Raw genomic sequence first — 14,980 nt, forward strand, 5'->3', positions numbered from 1 at the left:
GTTTCCATGACATTGCATTCTTCTCGCCCCAGCCTGAAAACCGTCCTGATCGCCAGCGGCGTCGTCCTGACTCTGGCGATGGGCGTGCGCCATGGCCTGGGTTTCTGGATGCAGCCGATCTCGCAAGCCAATGGCTGGACGCGCGAAACGTATTCGTTGGCGCTGGCCATGCAAAACCTGATGTGGGGCGTCTTCGGCCCGTTCGCAGGCATGGCGGCCGACCGCTTCGGCACCATGCGCGTCGTCATCGTCGGCGCCATCAGTTACATGGCGGGCCTGGTGTGGATGGCGCTCGTGACGCAGCCCACGCTGTTCATCGCCGGTTCCGGCGTCTTCATCGGCCTGGCGCTGGCCTGCACGGCCTTTGGCGCCATCAGCGGCATCATCGGCCGCAGCGCGCCGCCCGAGCAGCGCTCGTGGGCCTTCGGCATCTCCTCGGCGGCCGGCTCGTTCGGCCAGTTCCTCATGATGCCAGTCGAGCAGCAGCTCATCTCCGCCGTGGGCTGGCAAAACGCCTTTTATGTGCTGGCTGCGCTGGTGCTGCTGGCCATGATCCCGATGGCCTTCTACCTGCGCGAGCCACCCGTCTCGCACGCCAGCGGCCCGCAGCAAAGCATCGGCGCGGCCTTCAGCGAAGCCATCGCCAGCCGCTCGTTCTGGCTGCTGCTGGCAGGGTATTTTGTCTGCGGTTTCCAGCTGGTCTTCATTGGCGTGCATTTGCCGGCCTACCTGAAGGACCAGGGACTGATGAATCCGAACATCGCCGTCACGGCGCTGGCGCTGATCGGCCTGTTCAACATCGTTGGCTCCTATTACGCTGGCAAACTCGGTGGCAAGATCGCCAAGCGCTATCTGCTGTCAGCCATCTACGTGACGCGCGCCGTGGTCATCACGCTATTCCTGCTGGCGCCCTTGTCGGCGTGGTCGGTCTACCTGTTTGCCGCCGGCATGGGCGTGCTGTGGCTGTCGACCGTGCCGTTGACTAACGGGATCATCGCCGGCATCTTCGGCGTGAAGCATCTGTCGATGCTGGCCGGGATGGTGTTCTTCTCGCACCAGGTGGGCAGTTTTCTGGGCGCGTGGCTGGGCGGCTATCTGTACGAGCGGCAGGGCAGTTACCATGTCGTGTGGATGATCACCATCGGCCTGGGCTTGCTGGCAGCGCTGATCAACCTGCCCATCGACGAGCGCGCCGTCAAACGCGTGGCGGTGGCCGCGTAATGGCCAACTGGCGCACATGGCTGTGGCGCCTGGCTGGCGCCGCGCTGCTGGCCATCGTCTTCCTGGCTTATCTACGACCTGACTTCATGCTCGACCTGGCGAACCGCTTCTGGATGTGCATGTAGCAGGCATCCGGTCTTACACCTTCAAAAACTCTTCTTTCCCACCCAGCCAGCGCGCCAGGTGCGCTTCCACGGTGGCTGCGGCAGCCGTCGTGGTGGCGTGCAGTAAATCGTGTGCCACGTCGCGCGCCTGGTCAACCAGCCATTGATCCGTTTCCAGGTCGGCGAAGCGCAGCATTGCCTGGCCGGACTGGCGCGCGCCAAGAAACTCCCCGGGGCCGCGGATTTCCAGGTCGCGGCGGGCAATTTCAAAACCGTCCGTCGTCTCGCGCATGGTCATCAAGCGCTGGCGCGCCACGCCGCCCAGCGGGCCCTGGTACAGCAGCAGGCAAACGCTGGCCGCCGTGCCGCGGCCCACGCGGCCGCGCAGCTGATGCAGCTGAGACAAACCAAAACGCTCGGCGTGCTCGATCACCATCAGCGAGGCGTTCGGCACATCGACGCCCACCTCGATGACGGTGGTGGCCACCAGCACATGGATATGGCCGGCGATGAAGGCATCCATCACTTCCTGTTTTTCCGCCGGTTTCAAGCGGCCATGCACGAGGCCCACCTGCAGTGCGGGCAGGGCTTCGGCCAGCATCATGTAGGTGTCGGTGGCCGTTTGCAGCTGCAGCGCTTCCGATTCCTCGATCAGCGGGCAGACCCAGTACACCTGCCGGCCTTCCAGCGCGGCCGCATACACGCGGGCGATGACTTCGTCGCGCCGGTTCTGGTCGATGGAGCGCGTGACGATGGGGCTGCGTCCGGGCGGCAGCTCGTCGATCACCGACACTTCCAGGTCGGCGTAATACGTCATGGCCAGGGTGCGCGGGATGGGCGTGGCCGACATCATCAGCTGGTGCGGCACGGCCGCGCTGTCGCCCTTGTTGCGCAGGGTCAGGCGCTGCCCCACGCCGAAACGGTGCTGTTCGTCGACGATCACCAGTCCCAGTTTGGCAAACAGCACATTGTCCTGGATCAGCGCATGCGTGCCGATCACCAGCTGCGCTTCGCCCGATTCGATCAGGGCCAGCGCCGCCGTCTTTTCCTTTTTCTTCAGGCTACCCGTCAGCCAGGCGACCTTCACGCCCAGCGGCTCCATCCAGGCGGCGATCTTGCGGAAGTGCTGCTCGGCCAGGATCTCCGTGGGCGCCATCAGCGCGGCCTGGTAGCCACTGTCGATGGCTTGCGTGGCCGACAACGCCGCCACCACCGTCTTGCCGCTGCCGACGTCGCCCTGCAGCAAGCGCTGCATCGGATACGGCTGGTGCAGGTCGGCGCGGATTTCCTCGAGCACGCGCGCCTGCGCGCCCGTCAGCTTGAAGGGCAGGGCGGCGCCAAAGGCATGCGACAGGGTGCCGACGATGGGCAGGGAGGCCGCGCCTTTCGAGCGGCGTGCGCGCTGGGCGCGTTTCAGCGATAGCTGCTGCGCCAGCAGCTCATCGAATTTCATGCGCACCCAGGCCGGGTGCGAGCGGTCCATCAGCGCGCTTTCATCGATGTCTTGCGGCGGGTAGTGCAGCAGGTGCACGGCGGCCCGGAACGGCGACAGCTGCATCTGGCGCAACAAATCGTCAGGCAAGGTATCGTGCCAGTCGATGCGGCGCATGGCGTTGGCGATCTCGCGCCGCAGCACGTGCTGCGACAAGCCTTCGCCGGACGGATACACGGGCGTCAGCGCCGTGGGCAGCGGTGCGCCCTCGTTGACCACCTTGTAGGTCGGGTGCACCATCTCGGCACCAAAAAAGCCGTGTTTGAGTTCGGCGCGCGCGCGTACCCGCGTGCCTTCGGCCAGCTGCTTGACCTGGCTGCCGTAGAAATTCATGAAACGCAGCAGCAGGTTGCCCGTTTCGTCGGCGATCGTCACCAGCAATTGCTTGCGCGGCTTGAAATTGACTTCGCACTTGGTGACGACGCCTTCCACTTGCCACGACTCGCCGCCGCGCAGGCAGGCGTCGCGTATGGTGTAGACCTTCGTCTCGTCCTCGTAGCGCATCGGCAGGTGCAGCACCAGATCCATATCGCTGCGCAAGCCCAGTTTGGCCAGCCGGCTTTCCGTGCTGACTACCTTTTTGATGGCTTTCGGCTTCGCGGCAGGCTTGGCTGTGGGAGGAAGATCGGGCTTGGGTTCGGACATATCGGAGATTTTTGTGCCGCTAGCGTAAAATAGAGGGTTGTCCGGCACACCCTGTGCGTACCGCAGTCATCGTTGTTGCGGCGGATTATTGTAATGCCTGTATAGGCGCACAGTATAGTGCCAGATGTTCCATTGCGCACTCCTAATCATTTTTGACGTACTTTTGAAGCAAAACGCATGTATTCGCTTTCCGATTTCGATTTTAATTTGCCGCAAGAAAACATTGCGCAAACTCCGTTGGCCGAGCGCAGCGCCTCGCGCCTGTTGCATCTGGACGGCGAGACCCTGGTCGACCGCCAGTTCGCCGACATCGTAGGATTGCTGCAAGCGGGCGACCTGCTGGTGATGAACGATACGCGCGTGCTGAAGGCGCGCTTCTTTGGCGTCAAGGAAAGCGGCGGCAAGATCGAGGCACTGGTCGAGCGCGTGCTCGATGAGCGCACCGTGCTGGCCCAGGTGCGCGCGTCGAAGTCCCCGCCGCCCGGTTGCCGCATCCGCCTGGCCGACGCGTTCGACGTCACCGTCGGCCAGCGTGCCGGCGAATTCTTCACGCTGCACTTCGAGGCCGACGTGTTTGAGCTGATCGAGGCGCATGGCCGCTTGCCGCTGCCGCCCTACATCGAACACGATGCGGACGCATTCGACGAGACGCGCTACCAGACTGTCTTCAACAAGGTGCCGGGTGCTGTCGCCGCGCCGACGGCCGGCCTGCATTTCGATCAGGCCCTGCTCGATCAACTGAAGGCCAAGGGCGTCAACTTTGCCTATGTGACCTTGCACGTGGGCGCGGGCACCTTCCAGCCAGTGCGCACCGAAGTGCTGAGCGAACACAAGATGCACACCGAGTGGTACACCATGCCGCAGGACACCGTCGACGCCGTGCGCACCGCGCAACTGGCGGGACGCGACGTGGTGGCTGTCGGCACGACCAGCCTGCGCGCGCTGGAATCGGCTTCGCAAAGCGGGCAGCTGGTAGCGGGCAGCGCCGATACGGCCCTGTTCATCACGCCCGGCTATGCCTTCAAGACGGTGACGCGGCTGATCACCAATTTCCATTTGCCCAAGTCGACCCTGCTGATGCTGGTGTCGGCTTTTGCCGGCTATGCGCCGATCCGCAGCGCTTACGCGCATGCGATCGCGCAGAACTACCGTTTCTTCAGCTATGGCGACGCGATGCTGCTCACCACGCAATCGCGCGCTCCGCTTCCGCTGAACCTTGATACTCCCGTGAAAGACTGACCATGCTGGAATTTACACTACTCAAGACCGACACGAGCGGCCTGACCAAGGCACGCCGCGGCACCTTGAAACTCAACCATGGCGTCGTGCAGACGCCGATCTTCATGCCAGTGGGCACTTACGGCACTGTCAAGGCGATGTCGCCGCTGGAACTGAACGAGATCGACGCGCAGATCATCCTGGGCAACACCTTTCACCTGTGGTTGCGCCCTGGCAACACCGTCATGGAAAAATTCGGCGGCTTGCACGGTTTCATGGGCTGGAACAAGCCGATTCTGACCGATTCGGGCGGCTTCCAGGTGTTTTCGCTGGGCGCCATGCGCAAGATTACGGAAGAGGGCGTGCATTTCAATTCGCCGATCAACGGCGATAAACTGTTCCTCTCGCCGGAAGTGTCGATGCAGGTGCAGCGCGTGCTGAACTCCGACATCGTCATGCAGTTTGACGAATGCACGCCGTACGAAATCGCCGGCCGTCCGGCCACCATCGAGGAAGCGGCCAAGTCCATGCGCATGTCCTTGCGCTGGGCGCAGCGCTCGAAGGACGAGTTCCACCGCGGTGAAAACCCGAACGCGCTGTTCGGCATCGTGCAGGGCGGCATGTTCGAAATGCTGCGTGACGAGTCGCTGGCCAAGCTGGAAGAGATCGATTTCCCCGGCATCGCCATCGGTGGCCTGTCCGTCGGCGAGCCGAAGGAAGACATGATGCGCATGCTGGCCCACGTGGGCCCGCGCCTGCCGGCCAACAAGCCGCATTACTTGATGGGCGTGGGCACGCCGGAAGACCTGGTGGCTGGTGTGTCGAACGGCATCGACATGTTCGATTGCGTCATGCCGACGCGCAACGCCCGCAATGGCTGGCTGTTTACCCGTTTCGGCGACATCAAGATCAAGAACGCCAAGTACAAGGAAGACCAGGCGCCGCTCGACGAGACCTGCAGCTGCTACGCCTGCCGCAACTTTTCGCGCGCCTACCTGCACCATTTGCACCGTTCCAAGGAAATCCTCGGCGCCCGCCTGAATACCATCCACAACCTGCATTACTACCTGGACTTGATGCGCCAGATGCGTGAAGCGCTGGACGAAGACCGTTTCCATGCGTTTACCGTGCAATTCCATGCGGAACGCGCACGGGGAACTTAAGAAATGCTTAGGTTCATGGGCCGCGAGGTCCTGAGCTAATGTTTTCGAGATTGGTGCTTGGACTGGGGCGATAAAGCATTGCATAATGCTTTTTTAGCCCCATTTGAAGTTGCCATGCCTGCAATTCGGGGCATGGCCTTTTGCCAATGCTAGAATACAGCGCTATTTTTCAAACTGATTAGAACTGGAGTCACCGTGTTTTTCATTTCCAACGCTTATGCGCAAGCCCCAACCGACGCCCTGGGCCTCGGCGGCAACCTGACCAGCTTCCTGCCGCTGGTATTGATGTTCGTGGTCATGTATTTCCTGATGATCCGTCCACAGCAAAAACGCGCCAAAGAACAACGGGCGATGATGGACGCGCTGGCCAAGGGTGACGAAGTCGTCACCGCCGGCGGCATGCTGGGCCGTGTTGTCAAGGTAGTGGACGCTTACGTCACCATCGAAGTGGCGACCGGCACCGAAATCACGGTGCAAAAGAGCTCCATTACCACCTTGCTGCCTAAAGGCACCCTGAAGGCGCTGTAATTCCTCGCCGTCATTGCTTCGGCAATGATGCACCGGGGCGGCTACCCGCCGCCCCTCGCGACGCCTCCGACGCTCAACACTGAACGCTGAATCACTATGAATCGCTATCCTGCCTGGAAATACATCATCATCGTCGTCGCCTTATTGCTGGGCGCACTCTATACGGCGCCCAATTATTTCGGTGAGTCACCGGCGCTGCAAGTAACCAGCGGCAGGTCGACTGTCAAAGTGACGGGCGAGCTGATGACGCAAGTCGAGCAAATATTGACGAAAGAGAACGTCAAGTCGGAAGGTGTCACCATGGATGGCGCCGGTAACCTCGCCTCCGTGCGCGTGCGTTTCGCCGATCCCGATACCCAGTTCAAGGCAAAACTGGTGCTGGAAAAGGACCTGAACCCCGATGCCACCGATCCCGCGTACATCGTGACGGTCAATCTGCAAGCCAATACGCCAATGTGGATGCAAAAATTGCATGCCTTGCCCATGTTCCTGGGCCTGGACTTGCGCGGTGGCGTGCACTTCCTGATGCAGGTCGATGCGAAAGCAGTACTCAACAAGAAAGTCCAGGGCGTCCAGTCCGCCGCGCGTAGCGTGTTGCGCGACAAGAATATCCGCCACGCCGGCATCGAGCGTGTGGGTGACAGCGTGCAAATCAACTTCCGCGATGCGGAAACGCGCCTGAAGGCCAAGAATGTGCTGTCCGACCAGATGTCGGAACTGGCGTTCGCCGATGCGGGCGAAGGCAGCGATTTGAAACTGAACATCACCCTGAAGCCGGCGGCCCTGAAGGCGACCATCGATGAAGGCGTGAAGCAGAATATTTCCACCCTGTCCAAGCGCGTCAACGAGCTGGGCGTGGCTGAGCCGCTGATCCAGCAGCAAGGTCCTGACCGTATCGTGGTGCAATTGCCTGGCGTGCAGGACGTGGCCCGTGCGAAAGCCATCATCGGCCGCACGGCCACGCTGGAAGTGCGCCTGGTCGATGAAAGCATCGTGCCCAACACCGAACTGTCAAGCGCCATCCCGTTCAACTCGGAATTGTTTACCGTTGGCAAGGGCGTGCCTGTCGTGCTGTCGAAAGACGTGATCCTGACGGGCGACTATATCTCCAGCGCCACGGCCAGCTTCGACCAGAACCAGCAAGCGGCCGTGTCGATCGACCTGAACGGAGACGGCGGTCGCAAGATGCGCGAAGCGACGCGCGATCGCGTAGGCAAGCGCATGGCCATCGTGCTGTTTGAAAAGGGCAAGCCGGAAGTGCTGTCGGTGGCGACCATCCAGCAGGAACTCGGTTCGCGCTTCCAGATCACCGGCATGGGCGGCGCGGAAAACGCGAATGAACTGGCGCTGCTGCTGCGCTCGGGTGCCTTGTCGGCACCGATGACCGTCATCGAAGAACGCACGATCGGACCGCAACTGGGCGCGGAAAACATTGCCAAGGGCTTCCATTCGACCTTGTATGGCTTCATCGCCATCGCCATCTTCATGATCGCCTACTACATGCTGTTCGGCGCCTTCAGCGTGCTGGCCCTGGCCACCAATCTGCTGTTGCTGGTCGGCTTGCTGTCGATGATCCAGGTGACGCTGACACTGCCGGGTATCGCCGCGATCGCGCTGGCACTGGGCATGGCGATTGATGCCAACGTGCTGATCAATGAACGTATCCGCGAAGAGCTGCGCGCCGGCAATACGCCGCAAGCGGCGATCGCTGCCGGCTTCGACCGCGCCTGGGCGACGATTCTCGATTCGAACGTGACCACCCTGATTGTCGGCCTGGCGCTGCTGGCCTTCGGCAGCGGTCCCGTGCGCGGCTTCGCTGTTGTGCATTGCCTGGGCATCCTGACCTCGATGTTCTCCTCCGTCTTCGTTTCGCGCGGCGTGGTCAACCTCTGGTATGGCCGCAAGAAAAAGCTGACGACCTTGTCGATCGGCACGGTATGGGTGCCGGGCACCAGCAAATAAGCACCCTATAGCGACAACAGCGATAGCATCTGGTGGCACAGCCGCCGGATGCACAGAATAGAACTCAGAGGATTTCATGGAATTTTTCCGGATCAAAAAAGATATTCCCTTCATGCGCCATGCGTTGATTTTCAACGTGATTTCGGCGGTGACCTTCCTTGCCGCCGTCTTCTTCCTGGTGCACAAGGGCTTGCACCTGTCCGTTGAATTCAAGGGCGGCACCCTGATGGAGGTGAAATACCCCAAGGCGGCCAATCTCGAAGGCATACGCGGCAGCCTGATCGCCATGGGCTACGAAGAGCCGGGCGTGACCAGCTTCGATACGGCGCGCGACGTGATGATCCGCCTGCCGGTGGAAAAGGGCGTCAGCGCGGCGAACACGTCGCAGCGCGTGTTTGACGCCCTGTGCAAGGCCGAGCAAGGCACGAGCAAGGCCATCGACACCGTCACTGCAAAGGGCGAGCATGTGCTCAAGAGCGCGTGCCTGGACGCTGCCGGCAACGAGGCAGTCGTCTTGCAGAAAGTCGAATTCGTCGGCCCGCAAGTGGGCGAGGAACTGGCGCAGAACGGCTTGAACGCGCTGGTGGTGGTGATTATCGGCGTGATGATCTACCTGGCCGTGCGCTTCGAGTGGAAATACGCTGTCTCGGCCATTATCGCCAACTTGCATGACGTGGTGATCATCCTGGGCTTCTTTGCCTTCTTCCAGTGGGAATTCTCGCTGACGGTACTGGCGGCGATCCTGGCGGTGCTCGGCTACTCGGTCAACGAATCGGTGGTGATCTTTGACCGTATCCGCGAAAACTTCCGCAAGCAGCGCAAGGCTTCCGTGCATGAAGTGATCGACAGCGCGATTACCAGCACCATTTCGCGGACCATCATCACCCACGGCTCGACCCAGATGATGGTGCTGTCGATGCTGATCTTCGGCGGCCAGACCCTGCATTACTTCGCACTGGCGCTGACCATCGGTATCTGCTTCGGTATTTACTCGTCCGTATTCGTCGCGGCATCGATCGCCATGTGGCTGGGCGTCAAGCGCGAAGACTTGATCAAGCCGGTCAAGGAAAAAGACGAAACCGACGGCGCCGTGGTGTAAGCGCAGTTTGATGCATGACGAATTCAAGAACGATCACCCGCGCGGTGGTCGTTTTTTTTTGTAACGGATGACGATGAAGCGTTTGATAATGATGGGCATCATGGCGGGTATCAGCACGCTGGCCAGTGGCGCGCAATTGCGCCGTGTGGCCAGCGATACCATCGCCCTGGGCGGCGCCATCGCCGAAGGCGACGTGGACAAGCTGCGGCAGCTGGCCACGCCGGGGACAACCGTGTTGCGCATCAATAGCGACGGCGGCGATGCGCAGGCGGCCATGCAGCTGGGGCGCTACCTGCACCAGCGGCAATGGGATGTCGCCATCGACACCGTGTGTGCCGGCAGTTGCGCCCTGTACGTTTTCCCGGCCGCGCGGCGCAAGAGCATTCCCGGCACCGCCGTGCTGGCGCTGCAGGAGTCGGCCGCCCTGCGCGCGCAGGCCGGCCCGGAATACATGCACCGCAGGCTGCTCGAGGCGGGCGTGCCGGCCGATGAACTGGACCGTGAAACAGCGGCGCTGGCCGCACAACTGGCGCAGGTGGCGGCGCTGGAAGCGGCTTTTGCCGCGGAGCTGGGCATTGCCCCGGCCTTTTACCATGATTTCCGGCAGGTGGCGGCGCAGGCCGATAGCTTGCGCCAGCGCTTTCCCGACCAGGAGGCGGCCATCTACTGGTGGCCGGCGGCCGCCCGCCTGCAGCGTTGTTACGGCATCGGGGGCGTGCAAGAGGGGCCGCGCGCGGCGCGCCTGGCGCCGGACGGCTATCTGTACGTGCCGGCCCTGTCAGCCCTGGTCATGGGCGACCAGGCCTTGCCGGACTGCCCATGAGTCGCAGCGGCCGTTTGTTCCTGCTGATGGACGCCATGCGCGCCAAACGGGTGCCCGTCACGGCCGCCCAACTGGCGCAGCAGCTGGGCGTCTCCGAGCGCACGATTTACCGCGACATCCAGACTCTGGCCGAACTTGGGGCGCCCCTGCAGGGCGAGGCTGGCATCGGCTATGTGCTGCGCCGTGGCGCCTTCCTGCCACCGCTGATGTTCGGTCCCGATGAACTGGAAGCGCTGGTGCTGGGCGCGCGCTGGGTGCGCCGTCAGGGTGATGCGGGCCTGGCGCAGGCGGCCGGCAATGCCCTGGCGAAGATCGCCGCCGCTTCGCCGCGCGACCTGCGCGACAGCATGGCCGAGACCAGCCTGTGGGTGCCGCTGGGGCGCCCCGCCGATGGCGCGCAGCCGGCCGACCTTTACGTGCAGCCGGTGCGCGAGGCCATCCGTTATGAACAGAAGCTCACCGTGGGCTACCAGGATGAGCATGGGAGCGCCAGTTCGCGCACGGTATGGCCGTTTGCCCTGGCTTTTTTTGAAGGCAAGCGCTTGCTGGCCGCGTGGTGCGAGCTGCGCGGCGACTACCGGCATTTCCGCATCGATCGCATCGCCAGCGTGCAGCGGCACGACGAGCGCTATCCCACGCGCCGCCACGCCTTGCTCGATACCTGGCGCAAGGCGCACGATATTGATCCCGAATCCTGATATCGGCTCCTGACAAAAACTGTCAGTGACTGGTTCTACGATGGTGGCTTCTTCACTCACCGGAGTACGCCATCATGCGCCTGTACCACCACCCCATGTCCTCGAATGCCCGCCGCGCCCGGATGACGGCGATCCACCTCGGCCTGCCTCTGGAACTGGCCGAAGTCGACCTGATGAATGCGGACGACCGCCGCCGCCTGGCCGAACTGAACCCGAACGGCAAGGTGCCCGTGCTGGCCGATGGCGATTTCCTGCTGTGGGAGTCGTGCGCCATCATGCAATACCTGGCCGAGCAGGTACCGGGCCAGACGATTTATCCGCAGGCGCCGCAGGCCCGGTCCGACGTCAACCGCTGGCTGTTCTGGGCCACGCAGCATTTCGCGCCCGCCATCAGCGTGCTGGCCTGGGAACGCGCGTGGAAAGGCATGACGGGCAATGGTCCGGCGGATTCGCTGGAAGAGGCGCGCGGCGAGCGCGAACTGCATGAGTGTGCCGTGGTGCTGGACGCGCATCTGGCGGGGCGCAGCTGGCTTAGCGGAGGCGATGTGACCCTGGCCGATTTTGGCGTGGCCGCGCCGTTGATGTACAGCGAGGCCGTACGGCTGCCGCTGGCGCAGTACCAGCATCTCCAGGCCTGGTTTGCCCGCGTGCGGCAGTTGCGGGCCTGGCAGGAAACGGACGTGGAGCTGTTGCCGGGATAATGTGCTCGCTAAGTGTGCCAGCGCACGGAGCCGGCGCAGCGCAGCGCATAAGATAGGTTTGTCTCTTTCAGGACATCCCTAGCTTTGGACTTTACCCGCTTTCGAGCGGGTTTTTTTTCCGCTTTCGAGCGGCTTTTTTATCCGGCGTTTGAAAAGTGGCTTGATAATTTGATCATTGCTGCACATATGGGGCGTCTCCCACTGCAAGCAGGTACGCCATGTTCATGCCACGCCATCCGAAGCCACTATTGAGTACCCGGGCGGTCGCGACCCAAGTTGTCCAGCAGAAGCAGGCGAGTAAGGCCATGGACAAGCATGTGCTGATCGTCGACGTGCCGAAGCCGGCGCCAGGCGTGCCGATCATGCCGCCGGTGCCGGTAAAACAGGATTAATGTACGAGCACCTTCAGCAGCGACTGTACTTCATCGTCCGATTCTTCCATGATCTTCGACAGAGTCGCATCGCCGATCACGCAATCGATGCTGCCGGCGGCGCGGGCGGCGCGCACGGCGATGGCGGCCGGGCTTTCGTTGAGGGGCGAGGCCACCGGCGCCAGGTCATTCGCCAGCAGCAGCGTGTCGCCCAGCGATTCGGGCGGGATGGCGCGCAAACCTTCCCACAGCGCATCGATGGCGTCCATTACGGCTTCCGGCACCTTCAGTTTGGTTAATACACCATGGCCGATGGCTTGTTCGCCATGTTCGACCCAGTCCTCCGGTTCGCCGTCGAGGATGCCGGGGAATTCGGCCGCGCGCGACAGCAGATAAAAGCCGCCCACTTCATGCATGATGCCGGCAAACAGGGCCGTATCGGGGTCCACCTTGGTGACGCGGCGGGCCAGTACCTGCGACAGGGCCGCCACATGGGCCGTATGTTCCCACAGCTGGTTGGCCTTCGCTTGCAGCACGGGATCGGTGATAGTGCTGCCCAGCTGGCGCACGATCAGCGACGCTACCACCGACTGCAGGGTACGCACGCCGAGCCGTTGCACGGCATTGCGCACGCTGGTGATTTCATTGCCGGAACGGTTGAACGCCACCGAATTGGCGATGGCCACCGTGCGCGCGGCCAGCAGCGGGTCGGCTTGCACCAGCTTGGCAGCGGCCTCGATATGGCAGTCGGGATCGGCCAGCGCCTCTTGCAGCTTGAGCGAAGCGTCCACATTGGCAGGAAAGGTCAGCTCGCCACGAGCGGCTTGTGCGGCGATGCTTTTAAAGGCGTCGAGTCTGTTCATTGAAAAAATTATACTCGCAATATTTCCGTGCGGAACTTTTTAACCATGATCTTTTCGCAAACAAGCGAGTAAACGGCAAGTAACCCCCCTGTAAACGGAAAAAGGGCAGGCCACTGGATCAGCGGCATACCCTTTCTGGATCATGCGAGCGCTATCAGTCAGCTTCGCTGAAGATCGCGTCGCAGCCTTCAACCAACTCGTCGCTGTCTTCCAGCTCATCGGTCAGGCCCAGGTCGAAGAGTTCCTCGACGGCATTCATGAAGCTGTTGTGCTTGGTGGCGCCGATCAGGCGGTAGATTTCGCCGTCTTCGTTGCGCACGCCGATAATCAGTTTTTCCTGGCGTACCAGTTCTGGCGTGCTGGCGTTGAGCAGCAGGTTGCCGATGATGTGTTTATCGAAATGAGCGGGCTTTTTGCCGTCGAGCAGTGTGGTTTTCAACTTGGTTTCCTTTGTCTTGTTTGAATGTCTATGCTTGGTGAATTGTCAGCTGTGACCGTAGGCGATGGCGTGTTTCAAGCCCGCCAGGGTGGTTTCCAGGCGCATGAAGTCGTCGTCGGTATAGCCGTCAAACAAGCGCTGGCCCTGCTTTGTCAGCTTGGGGAACACGTCATGGAACACCTGTTCGCCCTCGCAGCTCAAGCGCACGAAGTAGGAGCGCTTGTCTTTCGTGCAACGTTCGCGGACCACCAGCCCCTTTTGCTCCAGCCGGTCCACCACGCCCGTCAAGGTACCCTTGGTAATCAGGGTTTTCTGGCCCAGTTCCTTGTAGGACATGCCGCAGGTGTTGCCGAGCGTGGCAATGATGTCGAATTGCGCATGCGTCAAGCCGTACTGGCGCACGAAGTCGCTAGAAAACCGCTCGAAGCTTTGCATGCATTCGGCCAGCAGCCGGATACTTTTTAAATATCGTTCACCCATGGGGTGTGATTATATCCTTCCATCCCGCTTTTTTCCGCCGCGTCAGGCCCCGCTGTTGCATGCGGGTCTGGATGGGACTGAACTCCGGTATCATGTGGGCAACTCAGCCCTTGTCCCTGGTCCGTCTCGCCGATGTCTTTCGCTAATCTTTCCCGTATCGGCCTCGACAAACCGCTGCGCTTGCTGCTGGTCCATGCCGGCGATGCCGAGTCGATTACCTGGGCGGGCCTGGTGCAGCCGCTGCGCCTGTGCGCGCGGGCGCTGGGACCGGACGCCCTGCAACTGGACGTGCGCACGCCCGAGCAAGTGGCCCAGCAGGGCGGCAACTGGCATATCGCGCTGCTGGTGGCCGATGAAACGCAGGCGCCGCTGCGCGCCGAGTTGTGTCGGGCCGTGATCGAGCGCTGCCGTTCGGCGCCATTCTGGGGCGGGGTGGGCGCGGCCGTGCTGTGGCTGGCCGACGCGGGCGTCATGGATGGCGTGCGCATCGCCTTGCCGTGGGCCCTGTACGCCGATGCGGAGGCGAAGGCCGAACGGGCCATCCTGACGCCGCACCTGTTCGACATCGACGGCCCCCACATTACCTGCTGCGGCGGCGCGGCCAGCATCGACTTTTCGCTGACCCTGATCGAAACCGTGTTTGGTGCCGACGTACAGGCGCTCGTCAAGGAAGCGTTGTGCGTGGACAAGGTGCGCGGCAAGGAAGAACGCCAGCGCGTGGCATTGCAAGCGCGTTTTGGCGTGCTGCAGCCGAAATTGTCCGAAGCTGTCACCTTGATGGAGGCCAATATCGAGGAGCCGCTGTCGACCGATGACATCGCCAGCCTGGTGGGCCTGTCGCGGCGCCAGCTGGAACGTCTGTTCAAGCAATACCTGGGCAGCCTGCCATCGCGCTACTACCTGGAACTGCGCCTGCAGCGTTCCAGGCAACTGTTGCTCGATACGCATTATTCCATCGTGCAAGTCGGCCTGATGTGCGGCTTTTCCTCGGGTTCGCACTTTTCCACGGCATTTGGCACGCTGTTTGGCAATACTCCCCGCGAAGAGCGGCAGCGCAAGCTGATGCCGCCGGTCTAGCCAGCATCAAGACAGCTGTGATGAATTGTGAAAATCCTTGTCGCAGATTCAAAAGAGTTTTAGCATCCCGCTTTTTATAATGCAGTACACACGTAG

At 61.9% G+C, this 14,980-nt stretch carries 16 protein-coding genes; 12 read left to right on the plus strand and 4 right to left on the minus strand.

Annotated elements, in window-relative coordinates; all coding sequences use genetic code 11:
* Positions 1–6 precede the first annotated feature (6 nt).
* Together ACQ4WN_RS05805 and ACQ4WN_RS05810 are read left to right on the plus strand one after the other, a co-directional pair.
* Complete coding sequence (locus ACQ4WN_RS05805; RefSeq protein WP_436550665.1) at positions 7–1,221, plus strand: MFS transporter; 1,215 nt, start codon at positions 7–9, stop codon at positions 1,219–1,221.
* On the plus strand, positions 1,221–1,346 hold the full coding sequence (locus tag ACQ4WN_RS05810) for a hypothetical protein (protein WP_268991989.1): 126 nt from the start codon (positions 1,221–1,223) through the stop codon (positions 1,344–1,346). Before ACQ4WN_RS05805 ends, ACQ4WN_RS05810 begins: the two co-directional genes overlap by 1 nt.
* A gap of 13 nt (positions 1,347–1,359) precedes the next feature.
* Here the strand turns inward: ACQ4WN_RS05810 and recG are convergent, their stop codons facing one another.
* Positions 1,360–3,462 carry an ATP-dependent DNA helicase RecG gene (gene recG, locus ACQ4WN_RS05815; protein ID WP_436550666.1) on the minus strand — a complete coding sequence of 701 codons (2,103 nt, stop codon included), beginning with the start codon at positions 3,460–3,462 and terminating at the stop codon, positions 1,360–1,362.
* 177 nt (positions 3,463–3,639) lie between these two features.
* On the opposite strand from recG, the gene queA reads away from it, so the two are divergent.
* The 9 genes from queA to ACQ4WN_RS05860 all read left to right on the plus strand — a co-directional run bounded on the left by queA (position 3,640) and on the right by ACQ4WN_RS05860 (position 12,046).
* Positions 3,640–4,701: a tRNA preQ1(34) S-adenosylmethionine ribosyltransferase-isomerase QueA gene (gene queA / locus ACQ4WN_RS05820; RefSeq protein WP_436550667.1), complete on the plus strand. Its 1,062-nt coding sequence runs from the start codon at positions 3,640–3,642 to the stop codon at positions 4,699–4,701.
* A 2-nt stretch (positions 4,702–4,703) separates the two neighbouring features.
* On the plus strand, positions 4,704–5,843 hold the full coding sequence (gene tgt / locus ACQ4WN_RS05825; protein ID WP_436550668.1) for a tRNA guanosine(34) transglycosylase Tgt: 1,140 nt from the start codon (positions 4,704–4,706) through the stop codon (positions 5,841–5,843).
* Positions 5,844–6,038: 195 nt separating this feature from the next.
* Positions 6,039–6,371 (plus strand): preprotein translocase subunit YajC, encoded by a 333-nt coding sequence (yajC, locus tag ACQ4WN_RS05830; protein WP_034745505.1) that lies wholly within the window; start codon positions 6,039–6,041, stop codon positions 6,369–6,371.
* A gap of 96 nt (positions 6,372–6,467) precedes the next feature.
* A complete protein-coding gene (secD, locus tag ACQ4WN_RS05835; RefSeq protein ID WP_436550669.1) occupies positions 6,468–8,333 on the plus strand; it encodes a protein translocase subunit SecD in 1,866 nt (621 codons plus the stop codon).
* A gap of 76 nt (positions 8,334–8,409) precedes the next feature.
* Positions 8,410–9,432, plus strand: coding sequence for a protein translocase subunit SecF (secF, locus tag ACQ4WN_RS05840; RefSeq protein WP_436550670.1), 1,023 nt, complete (start codon positions 8,410–8,412; stop codon positions 9,430–9,432).
* 73 nt (positions 9,433–9,505) lie between these two features.
* Positions 9,506–10,255, plus strand: coding sequence for a hypothetical protein (locus ACQ4WN_RS05845; RefSeq protein ID WP_436550671.1), 750 nt, complete (start codon positions 9,506–9,508; stop codon positions 10,253–10,255).
* Positions 10,252–10,953, plus strand: coding sequence for a helix-turn-helix transcriptional regulator (locus ACQ4WN_RS05850; RefSeq protein ID WP_436550672.1), 702 nt, complete (start codon positions 10,252–10,254; stop codon positions 10,951–10,953). The genes ACQ4WN_RS05845 and ACQ4WN_RS05850 overlap by 4 nt, the downstream gene beginning before the upstream one ends.
* A gap of 74 nt (positions 10,954–11,027) precedes the next feature.
* Positions 11,028–11,654, plus strand: a complete 627-nt coding sequence (locus ACQ4WN_RS05855) for a glutathione S-transferase family protein (RefSeq protein ID WP_436550673.1) — start codon at positions 11,028–11,030, stop codon at positions 11,652–11,654.
* A 218-nt stretch (positions 11,655–11,872) separates the two neighbouring features.
* The gene (locus ACQ4WN_RS05860; RefSeq protein ID WP_436550674.1) at positions 11,873–12,046 is read left to right on the plus strand and encodes a hypothetical protein; all 174 of its coding nucleotides are present in this window, start codon (positions 11,873–11,875) and stop codon (positions 12,044–12,046) included.
* Here the strand turns inward: ACQ4WN_RS05860 and ACQ4WN_RS05865 are convergent.
* The 3 genes from ACQ4WN_RS05865 to ACQ4WN_RS05875 form a co-directional block, all read right to left on the minus strand.
* On the minus strand, positions 12,043–12,888 hold the full coding sequence (locus ACQ4WN_RS05865; RefSeq protein ID WP_436550675.1) for an HDOD domain-containing protein: 846 nt from the start codon (positions 12,886–12,888) through the stop codon (positions 12,043–12,045). The genes ACQ4WN_RS05860 and ACQ4WN_RS05865 overlap by 4 nt on opposite strands.
* 154 nt (positions 12,889–13,042) lie before the next feature.
* Positions 13,043–13,327 (minus strand): hypothetical protein, encoded by a 285-nt coding sequence (locus tag ACQ4WN_RS05870; RefSeq protein ID WP_436550676.1) that lies wholly within the window; start codon positions 13,325–13,327, stop codon positions 13,043–13,045.
* Positions 13,328–13,372: 45 nt separating this feature from the next.
* Positions 13,373–13,807, minus strand: a complete 435-nt coding sequence (locus tag ACQ4WN_RS05875) for a MarR family winged helix-turn-helix transcriptional regulator (RefSeq protein WP_436550677.1) — start codon at positions 13,805–13,807, stop codon at positions 13,373–13,375.
* 132 nt (positions 13,808–13,939) lie between these two features.
* Here ACQ4WN_RS05875 and ACQ4WN_RS05880 point away from each other — a divergent pair, with 132 nt between their 5' ends.
* The gene (locus tag ACQ4WN_RS05880; protein WP_436550678.1) at positions 13,940–14,884 is read left to right on the plus strand and encodes a GlxA family transcriptional regulator; all 945 of its coding nucleotides are present in this window, start codon (positions 13,940–13,942) and stop codon (positions 14,882–14,884) included.
* Positions 14,885–14,980: the final 96 nt, after the last annotated feature.

Origin of the sequence: Janthinobacterium pasteuri (assembly GCF_051380775.1) — a bacterium.
In the GTDB taxonomy this organism is placed as follows: Bacteria; Pseudomonadota; Gammaproteobacteria; order Burkholderiales; family Burkholderiaceae_D; genus Janthinobacterium.

What these genes read in the sequence shown, in the direction of transcription:
- ACQ4WN_RS05845 (WP_436550671.1), top strand. Translation starts at nt 9,506, where the DNA reads ATGAAGCGTTTGATAATGATGGGCATCATGGCGGGTATCAGCACGCTG.
- ACQ4WN_RS05810 (WP_268991989.1), top strand. Translation starts at nt 1,221, where the DNA reads ATGGCCAACTGGCGCACATGGCTGTGGCGCCTGGCTGGCGCCGCGCTG.
- ACQ4WN_RS05805 (WP_436550665.1), top strand. Translation starts at nt 7, where the DNA reads ATGACATTGCATTCTTCTCGCCCCAGCCTGAAAACCGTCCTGATCGCC.
- ACQ4WN_RS05880 (WP_436550678.1), top strand. Translation starts at nt 13,940, where the DNA reads ATGTCTTTCGCTAATCTTTCCCGTATCGGCCTCGACAAACCGCTGCGC.
- ACQ4WN_RS05875 (WP_436550677.1), bottom strand. Translation starts at nt 13,807, where the DNA reads ATGGGTGAACGATATTTAAAAAGTATCCGGCTGCTGGCCGAATGCATG.
- ACQ4WN_RS05855 (WP_436550673.1), top strand. Translation starts at nt 11,028, where the DNA reads ATGCGCCTGTACCACCACCCCATGTCCTCGAATGCCCGCCGCGCCCGG.
- ACQ4WN_RS05860 (WP_436550674.1), top strand. Translation starts at nt 11,873, where the DNA reads ATGTTCATGCCACGCCATCCGAAGCCACTATTGAGTACCCGGGCGGTC.
- tgt (WP_436550668.1), top strand. Translation starts at nt 4,704, where the DNA reads ATGCTGGAATTTACACTACTCAAGACCGACACGAGCGGCCTGACCAAG.
- secD (WP_436550669.1), top strand. Translation starts at nt 6,468, where the DNA reads ATGAATCGCTATCCTGCCTGGAAATACATCATCATCGTCGTCGCCTTA.
- ACQ4WN_RS05865 (WP_436550675.1), bottom strand. Translation starts at nt 12,888, where the DNA reads ATGAACAGACTCGACGCCTTTAAAAGCATCGCCGCACAAGCCGCTCGT.
- ACQ4WN_RS05850 (WP_436550672.1), top strand. Translation starts at nt 10,252, where the DNA reads ATGAGTCGCAGCGGCCGTTTGTTCCTGCTGATGGACGCCATGCGCGCC.
- secF (WP_436550670.1), top strand. Translation starts at nt 8,410, where the DNA reads ATGGAATTTTTCCGGATCAAAAAAGATATTCCCTTCATGCGCCATGCG.
- queA (WP_436550667.1), top strand. Translation starts at nt 3,640, where the DNA reads ATGTATTCGCTTTCCGATTTCGATTTTAATTTGCCGCAAGAAAACATT.
- recG (WP_436550666.1), bottom strand. Translation starts at nt 3,462, where the DNA reads ATGTCCGAACCCAAGCCCGATCTTCCTCCCACAGCCAAGCCTGCCGCG.